The sequence below is a fragment of the uncultured Caballeronia sp. genome, from assembly GCF_964243625.1.
Lineage (GTDB): Bacteria > Pseudomonadota > Gammaproteobacteria > Burkholderiales > Burkholderiaceae > Caballeronia.
In genome coordinates, this window is the sequence record NZ_CAXTGZ010000135.1 from 1 (window position 1) to 13,053 (window position 13,053).

The 13,053-nt window shown below is 60.5% G+C and carries 12 protein-coding genes and 2 pseudogenes; 8 read left to right on the forward strand and 6 right to left on the reverse strand.

The features are described from left to right. Window positions 1–187, forward strand: a 187-nt coding sequence (locus tag ACFFAR_RS11735; protein WP_375507913.1) for a hypothetical protein, incomplete at its 5' end; no start/stop codon positions are given. 67 nt (window positions 188–254) lie between these two features. Here the strand turns inward: ACFFAR_RS11735 and ACFFAR_RS11740 are convergent. Further along, window positions 255–740 (reverse strand): DUF2844 domain-containing protein, encoded by a 486-nt coding sequence (locus ACFFAR_RS11740; RefSeq protein ID WP_375507914.1) that lies wholly within the window; start codon window positions 738–740, stop codon window positions 255–257. A 505-nt stretch (window positions 741–1,245) separates the two neighbouring features. Between ACFFAR_RS11740 and bamC the strand changes: the two genes are divergently transcribed. Next, on the forward strand, window positions 1,246–2,454 hold the full coding sequence (gene bamC / locus ACFFAR_RS11745) for an outer membrane protein assembly factor BamC (protein WP_062170074.1): 1,209 nt from the start codon (window positions 1,246–1,248) through the stop codon (window positions 2,452–2,454). A gap of 552 nt (window positions 2,455–3,006) precedes the next feature. Further along, window positions 3,007–3,293: pseudogene (locus tag ACFFAR_RS11750) on the forward strand (putative quinol monooxygenase). Between the two features lie 57 nt (window positions 3,294–3,350). Here ACFFAR_RS11750 and ACFFAR_RS11755 read toward each other — a convergent pair. The 3 genes from ACFFAR_RS11755 to ACFFAR_RS11765 all read right to left on the reverse strand — a co-directional run bounded on the left by ACFFAR_RS11755 (window position 3,351) and on the right by ACFFAR_RS11765 (window position 4,885). After that, window positions 3,351–3,614: a hypothetical protein gene (locus tag ACFFAR_RS11755; protein ID WP_061999647.1), complete on the reverse strand. Its 264-nt coding sequence runs from the start codon at window positions 3,612–3,614 to the stop codon at window positions 3,351–3,353. Window positions 3,615–3,833: 219 nt separating this feature from the next. Beyond that, window positions 3,834–4,088: a hypothetical protein gene (locus ACFFAR_RS11760; RefSeq protein ID WP_062000895.1), complete on the reverse strand. Its 255-nt coding sequence runs from the start codon at window positions 4,086–4,088 to the stop codon at window positions 3,834–3,836. 275 nt (window positions 4,089–4,363) lie between these two features. Beyond that, on the reverse strand, window positions 4,364–4,885 hold the full coding sequence (locus ACFFAR_RS11765) for a YdcF family protein (RefSeq protein WP_375507915.1): 522 nt from the start codon (window positions 4,883–4,885) through the stop codon (window positions 4,364–4,366). Window positions 4,886–5,395: 510 nt separating this feature from the next. Between ACFFAR_RS11765 and ACFFAR_RS11770 the strand changes: the two genes are divergently transcribed. Continuing rightward, window positions 5,396–5,710, forward strand: coding sequence for a hypothetical protein (locus ACFFAR_RS11770; protein WP_061999645.1), 315 nt, complete (start codon window positions 5,396–5,398; stop codon window positions 5,708–5,710). Window positions 5,711–5,993: 283 nt separating this feature from the next. Here ACFFAR_RS11770 and ACFFAR_RS11775 read toward each other — a convergent pair whose 3' ends face one another. After that, entirely contained in the window at window positions 5,994–6,254 is a 261-nt protein-coding gene (locus tag ACFFAR_RS11775; RefSeq protein WP_174364627.1) for a hypothetical protein, read from the reverse strand. Between the two features lie 416 nt (window positions 6,255–6,670). After that, a pseudogene (locus tag ACFFAR_RS11780) lies at window positions 6,671–7,066 on the reverse strand (transposase); the annotation flags it as partial. 422 nt (window positions 7,067–7,488) lie between these two features. Here ACFFAR_RS11780 and ACFFAR_RS11785 point away from each other — a divergent pair. The 4 genes from ACFFAR_RS11785 to rluB form a co-directional block, all read left to right on the forward strand. Then, on the forward strand, window positions 7,489–8,391 hold the full coding sequence (locus ACFFAR_RS11785) for a LysR substrate-binding domain-containing protein (RefSeq protein WP_174364629.1): 903 nt from the start codon (window positions 7,489–7,491) through the stop codon (window positions 8,389–8,391). A gap of 201 nt (window positions 8,392–8,592) precedes the next feature. Next, a complete protein-coding gene (locus ACFFAR_RS11790; RefSeq protein WP_375507917.1) occupies window positions 8,593–9,762 on the forward strand; it encodes a pyridoxal phosphate-dependent aminotransferase in 1,170 nt (389 codons plus the stop codon). A 460-nt stretch (window positions 9,763–10,222) separates the two neighbouring features. Continuing rightward, window positions 10,223–11,203 carry an SMC-Scp complex subunit ScpB gene (gene scpB, locus ACFFAR_RS11795; RefSeq protein WP_174365275.1) on the forward strand — a complete coding sequence of 327 codons (981 nt, stop codon included), beginning with the start codon at window positions 10,223–10,225 and terminating at the stop codon, window positions 11,201–11,203. A 144-nt stretch (window positions 11,204–11,347) separates the two neighbouring features. Continuing rightward, on the forward strand, window positions 11,348–13,053 hold a 1,706-nt coding region (rluB, locus tag ACFFAR_RS11800), incomplete at its 3' end, for a 23S rRNA pseudouridine(2605) synthase RluB (protein WP_375507916.1).

The window sequence follows — 13,053 nt, forward strand, 5'->3', positions numbered from 1 at the left end:
GACCGAGAGTTTGCGGATGGCGCATGAGAGCCGGCTCGATCCGGTGGCGCAGCGTCAGTATGCGATGCAGGCGAGGGGCATGATGCGGGAGGGCAAGAGCGCGCTGCGGATGTTGTTGCAGTTGCAGGCGCGGCGGCGGTGGAGGAGGTGGAGTCGCCCCCTCCACCGCCTCCACCGCAGGCTGTGAGGATGAAACACGTGACGATCAGCATCGGCAACAACAGGCAGGTCGGAGTATTTCGCATGATTCCCCCTTATTCGATGTCAGCCGCAGCAACGCCGGCGGGCAGCGCATCGGGAAGCCAGGCGCGGCCGCTGAAGTCGCGAAGGCGCACGTGCGTCTCCACGACAAAATTGCTGCCGTCCACCCGCGATGAATGCAGTCCGCTTGCATTCTGCAGCGCAGCGCTCGCGCCTTGCTGATACCGGTCGAACCAGGTGCCGAGCAACGCCGATACATCGGGCATGGCTGGCCCATCCCAACTGACCGCGTAGACCAGTCCCGTCGCTGGCGATAAGTACTGCCGCACGCGGATCTGGTTGGCATCGGTTGTTTCCTGCCAGCGCACCGCACTGTTACCGGCTTGATGAATCACCGCTGCAAGCGCGTTGGATGTACCCGAACCAATCGCAGCATTGCCGAGCGTCGATCCCAGTTGTGCATGCACTGAGCCAGCCGCTGCAGCCAGCAAGACAGCGCTCGCTGCCCGAAGTGAGGTGAGCGTATGTAGGTAAGACATGATGTACTCCGTTCTCGTGGCCGTTCTTGTTATTGAGGCTTAATTTTAAGATGACGAAGTAATCAGGAATCAAGTTAGGAATTATCTTGTAGGGTCTTTCGTGCGGCTTAAAAAATTAGTTAAAACTGCTTATTAAACAAAGTGTTGGTGATGAATTAATGACTAGGACAATACAAGATCGATTGTCATAAATTGTCGCTCAAAGCATGGGTGCGACTATTTTTGAGATTTCAGTTGAACGATGCGGTCTGAACCGATACTGAAACGATGCGCTGGGACGACACAAAAAGTGGATCTCGAAACGGTGCAATTGAGGGTGCGCCGCGACGCAATGATCCGTCCGATTTGGCGCGCAGATTTCATCTTTGAAGGTAAATAGCCGGCTCAGCCCACGACCATTGCAGACCTGCGAGGCCACTGTTTTTGCACGGCGGCGCGCGGGACCGGTAAAATGCTTGGTTGATCCACGGAAAACGCCGTGGCGTAGCGGAAGGATTTCCCAAACATGACAGATTTTCGTGTGAACAAGCCGGCTTTGAAGGTGGCAGCCCTCCTGTTGGCGGGTGGCCTGGTTGCCGGATGTGGTACGTCGTCGCCTAACGCAATCAATTACAAGAGCGATTCCCGGTCAAAGCAGGCATCCCTTGCCGTCCCGCCCAATCTCCTTGAGGAATCGGGCGACCAGCGCTCGTTGCCGCCGCAGGGTGGCCAGGCGTCGCTGTCCGACCTCCAGCAGACGCAGAAGGTCGCGCCGAGCGCGCCTACGGTGATTCCGCCGGTTTCCGGCATGCATATCCAGCGCGACGGTACGGAGCGGTGGCTGGTCATCGACAACAAGTCGCCGGAACAAGCGTGGCCGCAGATTCGCCGCTTCTGGCAGGAACAGGGTTTTCTGCTCGTTGTGGACGCGCGTGACAAGGGCGTCATGGAAACCGACTGGAACGAAACGCATCCACAGATTTCAGACGGCCTGATTCGCAACACGCTGTCCATTGCAACGGGCAACTCGTACGTGGCTGCCGAGCGCAACAAGTACCGTACTCGCCTGGAAGCGGGTCCGAACGGTGGCACTTATGTGTTCGTAAGCCAGAAGGGCATGCGTGAGGCGTTGACGGGCACGAACAACGACAACAGCCAATGGCAAGCCAAACCGAACGACCCGGCCCTGGAAGGCGAGTACCTCAAGCGCCTCATGTCGTCGCTCGCGTTGGCAGATGCGCGGCAGGCAAGCGGACAGACAGGCATGAGCGACGCCGCCATGGCGGCAGCGGCGGCGAGTGGACCATCGGCGGCGACGGCATCGTCGCGCGCGGCGCAGAACGTTGCGCTGGCGGCACAGACGCCGATCAAGGAAGACGTGATTCCCGAAGCCACTTCGGATGAGATCACGTTGCCGGAGGCGTACGACCGCGCGTGGCTGCGCGTCGGTCTTGCGCTTGACCGGACCAACTTCACGGTCGATGACCGTGATCGTGGCCGCGGAATTTATTTTGTCCGTTATGTCGATCCGAAGGACATGACTGCGGCGGAGCAGGGCTTCTGGAATCAGGTGTTCCACGGCAAGAAAGAAAAGCTTCCGAAAAATTACGAAGTCAACGTCCGTGCGCTCACGGAAACGCAAACCCGGGTGTCGATCATCGACAGCAAGGGGAATGTGGACTCGTCGCCGCAAGCACGACAGATCATGGCCTTGCTCGACGACCAGTTGCGCTGAGTCTCGAGTAAAGATCTTCGGACTGTCTCGAACGAACCCGCCTGAGCCCAGGCGGGTTTTTTTATGCCTGCGAGACGCCGATGGCGATTTAGAGCGAACCCTCGTATTGGAATGCGCGGTAACACGCGCGGAATTCATTTGCGACCGTTTAAGCTTCGTCGAAGATTTCGGTCAAGCCGCATGTAATCGATGTCACGTTACGGCTGAGCGTTACACGAATCGGAGCAAAGCGCTTTCTGCGGTTTTATGTGCGGGAAAGCTTATAGGAATCAACCGCATAGGGGTTACATTGCATCCATGGCATGTAATCTGCGTGACGCCTGCGATGTAGTGCGCCACGCTCCACATTGTCCGTGCCGACCTGTTTTATCTTTCACGAATTGCGATCCGCTGGCCAAGCGGATCTCGATGGCCCCGTCGCCTATCCTCGTAGGGCGACGGCTTTTGCCCGCGCTCCCAAATGGGAACGCGGGCTTTTTTCTTGCGGCGCTTGATTTCTGCGAAAGTGCTGCGCGAACGTTATGCTTACCGCTTTAATCTGGGAGTCTGAACATGACGGAAATCGCGGTGGTCGCAACGTTCTAGCCAAGCCTGGCAACGAGGAGAAGTTGAAGGAACTGCTGCAGGGCATCGTGGCGCCGACGCTCGCCGAACCGGGCGCGATTCAATACGACCTGCATCGCGACATCAAGGAGCCACGCCGATTTGTGTTTTTCGAGCGATGGAAAAGCGAAGCATCGCTCGCCGAGCACAATCAGACGCCTCACATCAAGGCGCTCAGCAAGGCTTTGCCCGACTTGATCGAACGCGGCGAAATCAACGTGGTCGCAAAGCTCTGAGCGTTCACCGGTGCCTTCGGGCGGCAAGAAGCCCCAGGCGCCGTGCCAAGCCGCTCGTCAGTGCGTTTCCTGGGGGACGTCGAGAATCAGGATGATGGTCCAGTCGGCGTCGCCGTCGTGGTGATACTGGCGCTCGGCAACGATAAACGGCTGCTGCTTGCCGTCCGGGCCCAGGAACAGCACGTCGCCTTCCATAGGCAGGCATTCCACGGGCGGCAGGGCGAGGTAGGCGTCCTTGTCCTTCGCATTGCGCGGCATCAGCTTTTCAATCTTGCGCGATGCCGCTTCGGTCCATTCAATATCCAGCTGGATGTTGCTCATACGATCCTCCGCACACGGGTGCGATTCAATTTATCGACGCGGAATGTAGCATACCGCCGGATTGGAGGCCGCATCATGTATCGGCGGCTTGAACCAGGCACCTTTCCCTGCGGAAGATCCCTGGCCAAAAAAGAGCCGGATAAACGCCTCGTGCATTTATCCGGCTCCGTGTCTGACGGCTAACGTTTGCGCGCCGCCTCTACGTTTTGCCCCGAGGGCTTATTGGCTCGCGCCGGCAGCGTGCGCCGCCTTTTTCGAATGCTTGGAGCCTGATTTCTTGTGGTGCTCGCCGGTCTTGTGGGCCGGCATTTCCTGCATGTTCGCCTGATTCGATTGCAGGGCTTGTGCGCGCTGCTCGATATCAGAGATTTTGCCTGGATCGGTGCTCATGGAGACGCCTTGGTCCGACTGGGCGAAAGCCGCACCGGTGATTGCACTAAGGGAAACCAGAACTGCCAGAGAAATTTTCTTCATTGTTACCTCCATAGATTCGTTGAACCCGGGTTGGCCTGTCACTTTATCCGTGACATTGAACGCTCGTCAGCAAGTGCTGCTCCAGCGCGGCTGTTACATATCGTTACGGTTCGTGTGCCTAGCTGCTGCAATCATGCTCTTCGTTTCAACTGCACGCCTTCCCGGACAGTCGGTTGACCGCGCCGGCGATAATACCGGCGAAGCTCAATGCTTTCTAGTACTGAATTTCGAGATATGCAACGACCGTTTCGATGGGCGCTTAATGCATTCGTGTCTCAATAAAGACCAACAAGTCGATACACGTAAAAGCGCGCAAGACCGACCATTTCATGGAGCGCAGTTTCTGAGTCGACAAACCCCCGCCGCCGCGGGAAAAGCGAGACATGCGGGAGTCTCACGTTGCTGACAAACGGTTGCGCCTTCATGCCGAAGGCGCTGAACGCGGCCAACGAGCGCCGCATGTGATACGCCGATGTGATCAGCACGAACGACCCGTCGCGCTTGGGTCCAAGCAGCCTTGCGACGTTACGCGCGTTCTCATAGGTGTTGACGCTTTCGTTCTCGAGCAGCACGTCGCTGGCGTCGACACCTCGCGCGAACAGGAAGGGCGCGTAGTTATCGGCTTCAGCTTGTTCGTGATGCTCAGGATTGCCTCCGCTCACGATCACGCGGCAGACGCCGCCGGCGCGTCGGCATTCCCGGTACAAATCAGCAGTCGCAACTACACGCGTGAATGCATCGCGCCGGGGAACGAGTTGGTTGTTGTCGTCATAAGTTGTGCCTCCGCCCAACAACACAAAAGTTGTTCGCGATGCGAAACGCACGTTTTGCGAGGCTGACGGCGACTCGAAACCGGTTTGGGCGAGATGCAGCAGGGGCTTTCCTAACCAGCCGGCGCCAAGTGCCCAGAAGACCAACGCGCATACCGCAGCAACGAGAAGCCTGTGATGACGCCAAACGGCAAACAGTGCAAAGAAAAGCAGCAATAAAGTTATAAGAACCAATTTGGTTTGAGGTAACGTATAGGTTTTCGAGATAATCCGCTTCGTGGTCATCGCATTCAGGAGAATGCATCGCCGGAACTGCGGGACGTGTCATGTAATGCGCGTTTAACGGGAGCTCGGAATTATAAGCAGCGGTAAGAATCAAGCAGCACCTAGCGCAAGCGGCGGCTGCGAGTTCCTGTCAGGTGCCGCACTGTCGGCATTTTGACTGGTTTCGGGGCGTGCCGCGTTTAGTCGGCGCCGCTGGCAGGCGACTTTACTGCCAAGTGGCGCCGTCACGGCTGCACTGGAAGACATAACGAGATGACCACGTATTCAAACGAAGCCGTACTCGAAGCGCTCCGGCGAGCTCAGTATCGTCAAGTTCCGTGGGCAAGGCGCCCAAACGTTTTCAGCCATCTGCGCGACTTGGGCCTTCTGGAACTCGTCAGGCAGCGCACCGTTGCCCCGGCCCCGGGGTTTCATGCTCCGGTCGATATAGCGGTTGTCACCGAGCGCGGCAAACTCGAATTTTCCCGCCTTTCGCGCGACGAGCGCTCCATGGATTGGGAATTGCACCGTGCGGCGCCGTATGCACTGGCGATTGTGCAGGAGCCTTTTGCCGAAGCGCGCGCCTAGATCCGATCAGTTTTCCTTACCTGTTGATTCTGAATCTGTTTGCCGGAGAATCGATCGCGACGTACCAAGCCACGCAAACGGTTGCGGTGCTTGGTTTGGCCGTTTTGCCGCCCTTCAGGGGCCAATATCGTTCTCCGCCAAAAAAAAGCCCGTACCACGAGGATACGGGCTTACCGGATTTACTTCTGCCACGCTGTGCTCATGGCATCAAGTCCGACTTGTCATTTAGAGAACGGTTCCCTGAATGTTCATTGCGTCAAAACCGCGTCCCCTCATGCCGCGATCAATGTCGGCGTGGACGTGCTCCGCGCTCCGGTTCCGGACGTGTATGTACGTTGCTCGCGATATCACCGCGCAAATCGCCACGAGGCGCCGGTTCTGCCGGCTGATTGCTGCGCACAGGCTCCTTTTTCCACGCCTGCATGTCTGCCTCGGTATCAGCGCGCAACGCGAAATTGCCCGATTGTGATTCAGCCTGCATCGGAATGGTCACGCCAAGCGATGAAATCACAATGCCGCATGCTACGAATGACATTGGTTTCATGATGAGCTCCCTTCAGACCTTCGCGGTCTGTTAGCTAGCCTCATAACTTATGCCAGTGCACGAAAGGGCGCTGTAAATAATGGTAAAGAGTTGTTTCGCGGCGAGCGACCGCATGCGCACTGATTGCGCCGATCGTGCCCTGAGAACGTGCGCCATACGCCCGGCCGTAAAGGTGCAGGCCGGGCGCTTCCTGGCAGATTGGGTGGCATGGAACGGTCTGCGAGGGAGCAGACCGATGATCCGCATCCAACGGAGAAAGGTCATCGGATGGGACCGTGCTTCAAGCGCAGAAAAAATCTGCGCGCGGGTGCTTCGCGATTCTGCCGGGCCGACCACGGTTGATTTACCTCGACCGTGATGCCTCGACATGCACTTTGCTGATATGAATCAAGCCGGTAGAAACAGGCCCGAAATCAAGCCATCTTGACCGGAGCGCGCCACGATTCCGGATTCGTCCAGAACGCGCCACGCAGGCGGTCGCGGCTGGGCGGTGCAGGCGGTTTTGCAGCCGTCGAGCCGATCCGGCCGCGCAACGACACTTCACGGCCATTGTTTCCAAGACGTTTCACGATCTCGGCCAGCGTACCGTCAGCTTGCCATTCGTCGAAACGACGGCGGCAGGTCGGCGGCGACGGGTAGCGTCCCGGCAGTTTCGACCAGCCTTCGCCTGTCGACAACACCCACAAGACGGCGTTGACAACAGCGCGTGCTTCCACGCGCGGACGACCGCGACGTTCGCTGCGTGCAGGTTCTGCACAGAACAAGGCCTCGACCAGCGCCCACTCGTTATCTCTTAAATCGTCGAACATCATGTTTCACCTCAGCGAAGCTAACCCCGGTGCGCTGCCCCGCGCCGCGCACTCTGGTCGGAATTCGAAGATCGAACCCAGGTAAGGTCGGAGCAGACATTGCGACGGACGATTTGCGTTTAAAACTGCAATGGCGCCGACCTCTGCGCAAGTAAATGCGAGAACCGTGCCATGCCAATACTGATCGGCCGGAAAGCCTCGTGGCAGTAGGCTGGCGTACTGCCAGCATGGGCCGTATGAGACGCTATAAGTGCAGTTAATGAAATCGGGACAATCACCAATCATGTGCAGCAAGCCCATCCCGCGTGCGCGAATGCCTTTCTGCTGCACCGCAGCGCAACGGTCCCCCAGAGCGATTTCGGGGCCAGTGATCTACAATCTGCATTTATAGGATCGATTGATGAGGATATATTATGAATCGCGCGCTGAACGTGACTTTGCGGCAGCTGCGGGTGTTTATCGAAGTGGCGAAGCTGCAAAGTTTCAGCCGCGCGGGCGACGAAATCGGACTGACCCAGTCGGCAGTAAGCCGCTGTGTACGCGAACTGGAGACAGAAATTGGTCTGAAGCTCGTTGACAGAACGACGCGTGAAGTCCAGCTCACGGACGTCGGGACGAATATGGTGGGCAGTGTGTCGCGGCTGTTGCTGGACCTGGACGAAGCCTTGCGCGAAATCCGCGATCTTGGTCAGCAAAAGCGTGGCCGCGTGATCGTGGCGGCGAGTCCGACCGTTGCATGCCGCCTTATGCCCTTTGTGCTAGCCGCCTGCCTCAAGGAATTCCCGCTGATCTCGCTGGGCTTGCGGGACGATCTCCAGGCCGACGTCATCCGGAAAGTGAAGTCCGGCGAAGTGGATTTTGGTGTTGCCATTGGGCCCTTTGCTCACGACGACTTGCATGCGCAGGTCGTAACCACCGACTCGTTCTGCGCAGTCCTGAGGCGCGACCATGCGCTCGCGGGCGCCCGGCAGGTTCGATGGGAGGAACTCTCGGGCGAGCGGCTGGTGATGCTCGACCACGCGTCGGGAAGCCGTCCGATCATCGATGCCGTCATGCGTGAGCACTCCGTGGTCGCCGACGTGGTGCAGGAACTCGGCCACTCGGCCACGGTTTTCGGTCTGGTGGAGGCGGGCGTAGGCATTAGCGTATTACCGTGGCTCGCCTTGCCGTTGCCGGCGAATTCGTCGCTGGTGGCGTTGCCGTTGATGCCGCGCATCGAGCGGACGGTGGAACTGGTGCGCCGGCGCGATCGCTCGCTCTCGCCCGCGGCCGAGTCGGTGTGGACGCTGGTTGCACGCTTGCCCAAGCGTGTGGAGGAACTGGAGTAACCGAGGTGAGCAGGATGAAACCCTCGAAAAACTGGCCTGATGGCTAACGTGCGAGCCGTATCGCGCGTTTCGGGAGCCGTCGCGTTAGACTTTTGGTTTCGATCTGCGGGGAAGGTAATGAGCGAATCAGAAGGGGCGGTCATCTCGGAGCTTGGCGCGCTGTCCAGTCAAGCCGGTACCAACGGCGCGTCAGGCGTGCTTATGCCCAATGCGCGCGACGCGGTGCGCGCACTGCGTCCGTCCCAGATTCGCGAGGTGGCGAACGCGGGCTTTGGTGTCCCGGACGTCCTGCCTTTCTGGTTTGGCGAGTCCAATCAGGTGACGCCCCAGTTCATCCGCGATGCCGCCAGTCAGGCGCTCGCCGACGGCGCAACCTTCTATACGCACAACCTGGGTATTGCGCCGTTGCGCGAAGCGCTTGCCGGTTACGTCGGTAGATTGCATGGTGCGACCCGGTCGGCGGAGGTTGCCGTGACGAGCGCGGGCGTCAATGCCCTGATGCTCGCAGCGCAACTCGTGGTGGGCGCCGGCGACCGCGTGGTGGCCGTGACGCCGCTTTGGCCCAACCTCGTGGAAATTCCCAAGATCCTTGGCGCGACTGTCGAAACTGTCTCGCTGACGTATGGGGAAGATGGCTGGGTGCTGGACCTGGATCGTTTGCTGGCGGCCCTGACGCCCGATACACGCATGCTGATGATCAACTCGCCGAACAACCCGACGGGCTGGGTGATGACGCGTGAACAGCAGCAAGCAGTGCTGGACCGATGCCGCCAGAACGGCATCTGGCTGATCGCAGATGAAGTCTACGAACGCCTCTATTATGGCAATGACGCAACCGTCGCGCCCTCGTTTCTCGACCTCGCGTCCCGCGACGAACGCGTGATCGCGGTGAATTCATTCTCGAAGGCGTGGTTGATGACCGGCTGGCGGCTTGGCTGGATCGTCGCGCCCGAAAGCGTGATGGAGGATCTGGGCAAGCTCGTTGAATACAACACGTCGTGCGCGCCGTCTTTCGTGCAGTTAGCCGGAATCGCAGCCGTACGGGATGGCGAGCGGTTTACGCAATCCGTGGTCGCAGACCTGCGTGCCAGCCGCGACTATCTGGTGACGGCGCTGCAGGCCATTCCCGGCGTCGATGTTCGTGCGCCGCTGGGGTCCATGTATCTGTTCTTCAAGCTTCCAGGGGCAGATCACAGCCTCGAGCTTTGCAAGACCCTGGTGCGTGAGAGCGGACTCGGCTTGGCGCCAGGCAGTGCTTTCGGTCCGGAGGGCGAGGGATACGTGCGCTGGTGCTATGCCTGCGACACCGCGCGTCTGGATGCCGGCGTCGCGCGCTTGCGCAGCTTCATGGAAACGCGGTCCACAGTGTGAGCCGGCCGCAGGCGCGGGGCTGGAGCGGCTCAACCTTGCCTGGGGAAGCACGACCGCCCGAAAACGGCCGTTCGGCGCGCCGTACCGGCATGGCGGCAAAGCAGGCCGCAGGCCGAGCCTGTAAAGCTTGCAGACGTGAGGCCGGACGCGGCGCGATGTTTCACCTTTACGCACCGTTTTTTTTTGCGTAATATGCGTGCAGTCACGCGCTTCCGCCTTGGAAAGTGCTACTTCGTCCGGCTGGGATAAGCTCGGCGATCAGGATCTGATCCCGTGTTGTGCCTCCCCCCGGTGCGTGCTCCCAATCAATATGACCGATCATAAATCGGGCGAGCGCGTCGTCAGTATCCTCGTCCACGATTGTCCAGTCTGAGCGTTGCGAATGGTTCGAGTAATCGGCGTCCTTCGTTTCGGCCTGACTTGACCGGTTCATAGACCATACAGGGTCCTATCTAGCTGCATGAATACCCAAGAGGCGAAGATCGTCCTCGAGACAGCCTTGATCTGCGCGCAGGAGCCGCTGAAACTCGCCGAGTTGCGCAAGCTCTTCGCCGACGATATCTCGGCGGATACGGTTCGCACCTTGCTCGACACCCTCAAGCAGGACTGGTCGGGGCGCGGTGTGGAACTCGTGGCTCTCGCGTCCGGATGGCGGTTTCAGAGCAAGCCCGCAATGCGGTCATATCTCGATCGGCTGCACCCCGAGAAGCCGCCCAAGTATTCGCGCGCGGTTCTCGAAACGCTGGCGATCATCGGTTACCGGCAGCCGGTCACGCGCGGCGATATCGAAGAAATTCGCGGTGTGACCGTGAACACGCAGGTGGTGAAGCAGCTCGAGGATCGCGGCTGGATCGAGGTGATCGGCCACCGCGATGTGCCGGGCAGGCCGGCGCTCTACGCAACCACCAAGCAGTTCCTGGATGATCTCGGTTTGAGCGCGCTCGACGAACTTCCCGCGCTCGATAACCCGTCGGCGCAACTGGAAGCATCGCTGCTCGCGCAGCATGCAATCGATTTTCCTGGCGACGACCCGGCGGCTGCCATTGTCGCTGCGCTCGCGCAAGGCGTGCGACCGGAGTCAGCGAGCAAGCCTGAGGCCAATGCCGCCGATGCCGATGCCGATGCCGACGGCGAGCCGGGAGCATCGGATGCTGTGCCGGTTGCCGCGGTCGAACTGCCGCCAGTTGAGGAACCCGGTTCTGACGCGGTGGTCCACGCTGAAGAGGCTGCGATTCTGGATTCGCGCAACGATGCGCCTGCTGACGTGCAAACGAACGCATCGCCCGCGGGGCAGGAAGATGCATCGCCCGCAGTAAATGAAATCGACGTTACGTCCGTTCAAGGCGTATCGGACAGTGCAGGCGCGGCGAAAGCGCCTGACGAAGCAAACGAAACCGACGAACTCGACGCACCGGACGACCGGACTGCGCGCAGGGCCTGACGCCGTTGATCGCCAGCCGTAACGGCTAGCCGTAAAACGGCTAGCTCGTTTGTACGAAACCTTCATTCGGCTATTTATCACCAACGGCCGGATTTTTCTGACGCGCTCGCGACGGGCGCGCGACCCGACACATTTGAGGTTGTTTTGACACATTCCCACGACAGCGATTCGCCCGAATCCGAGCGCCCCGTTCGTGCCGATGACGCACATGACCAGGCCGACGCAGGCGAACGCACACGCTCCGACGAACCCGCCGACGGCGAGGAGCGTCCGCGTCGCGGCTTGCGCCGTGGTCCTCGCAGCCTGATCGCGCGCCGTCGCGCTGTTGCGAAGACTAAGGGCGCCGACGGCGCAACGCCGTCACCGGATGCAAGCGTGGAAGCGTCCTCGGATGGTGAAGTTGCTGCGCCCACACGCGCACCGCGCAAGGACGCCGGTCCGCGCGCCCCGCGACCGCCGCGGGCACCGCGCGAAGCGGCGGCGCCGAATGGAGAAAACGCCCGCGAAGCATCGGGTGGCCGACCGCCTCGCGGACCGCGGCCGTCGCAAGGCGATGGCCCGCGTGAAGGACGTGAAGGACAGGCTCCGCGTGAAGGCGGCCGCCGTCAACCGCGTCAGGCGCAAGCCGGCCAGGGTCAAAAGCGTGGCCGTCGTGACGAAGCCGCGATCAATCCCACGCCCGCGGCCGCTGCAGTCGACGATGTTTTCGAATACGTGACATCGCCCGCTTTCGATGCCGACAACACCTCAGGCGGCGTTCGCGCGCCCATGCTGCGCCGGGGCAAGCCCACGCCGCAAAAGCGCGTCCTGGAAGCCGATGACGACACGCCGAAGCTCCACAAGGTGCTGGCCGAGGCCGGCATGGGTTCGCGCCGTGACATGGAAGAACTGATCGTGGCAGGGCGGGTATCGGTGAATGGCGAGCCGGCACATATTGGCCAGCGGATCATGCCGACCGACCAGGTTCGCATCAATGGCAAGCCGGTCAAGCGCAAGCTCGCGACCAAGCCGCCGCGTATCCTGCTGTACCACAAGCCGACCGGCGAGATCGTGAGTCATGCCGATCCTGAAGGGCGTCCGTCTGTGTTCGACAGCCTCCCGCCCATGAAGACGGCCAAATGGCTTGCGGTCGGCCGGCTCGACTTCAATACCGAAGGGCTGTTGCTGCTCACCACTTCCGGCGATCTGGCCAACCGTTTCATGCATCCGCGTTATAGCGTCGAGCGTGAATACGCGGTCCGGGTAGTCGGCGAGTTATCGGAAGGCATGCGCCAGAAGCTTCTGAGCGGCGTCGAACTGGAAGACGGTCCGGCGAACTTCCTGCGGATTCGCGATGGCGGCGGCGAAGGCACGAACCACTGGTATCACGTGGCGCTGGCTGAAGGCCGCAATCGTGAAGTTCGCCGCATGTTCGAAGCGGCCGGCCTGATGGTCAGCCGTCTGATTCGTACGCGTCACGGCCCGATCGCCTTGCCGAAGGGCCTGAAGCGCGGCCGTTGGGAAGAGCTGGAAGATAACGAGGTGCGTGGCCTGCTGGCATCGGTGGGACTCAAGGCGCCGGCGGAGGAACGCGGCTCGCGCAGCGCTGCGCCCCGCGTTCAGCCGGATCCGCTGCAAACATCCATGGGTATCATCACTCGCGAACCGGTGCTGAGTTCCCATAACCGTTTTGCTCAAACGCCGACACGCGGCGGCCCTGGCGCCCCCGGCGGCCGTCGTGGTGCTCCGGGCGGTTTTGGCGGCGGCGGTTTCGCCGGCAACGGCAGCGGCGCTGGAACTGGCGGCGGCTATGGTGCGCGCGGCAGTAACGGCGGGCGCGAACCGAACGGCAACCGCGCCGGCGGTGAAGC

Bases quoted from the DNA above. Each gene is read 5' to 3' on its own strand.
- ACFFAR_RS11790 (WP_375507917.1), top strand. From the start codon at position 8,593: ATGCCCAATGCGCGCGACGCGGTGCGCGCACTGCGTCCGTCCCAGATT.
- scpB (WP_174365275.1), top strand. From the start codon at position 10,223: ATGAATACCCAAGAGGCGAAGATCGTCCTCGAGACAGCCTTGATCTGC.
- ACFFAR_RS11740 (WP_375507914.1), bottom strand. From the start codon at position 740: ATGTCTTACCTACATACGCTCACCTCACTTCGGGCAGCGAGCGCTGTC.
- ACFFAR_RS11770 (WP_061999645.1), top strand. From the start codon at position 5,396: ATGACCACGTATTCAAACGAAGCCGTACTCGAAGCGCTCCGGCGAGCT.
- ACFFAR_RS11760 (WP_062000895.1), bottom strand. From the start codon at position 4,088: ATGAAGAAAATTTCTCTGGCAGTTCTGGTTTCCCTTAGTGCAATCACC.
- ACFFAR_RS11755 (WP_061999647.1), bottom strand. From the start codon at position 3,614: ATGAGCAACATCCAGCTGGATATTGAATGGACCGAAGCGGCATCGCGC.
- bamC (WP_062170074.1), top strand. From the start codon at position 1,246: ATGACAGATTTTCGTGTGAACAAGCCGGCTTTGAAGGTGGCAGCCCTC.
- ACFFAR_RS11775 (WP_174364627.1), bottom strand. From the start codon at position 6,254: ATGAAACCAATGTCATTCGTAGCATGCGGCATTGTGATTTCATCGCTT.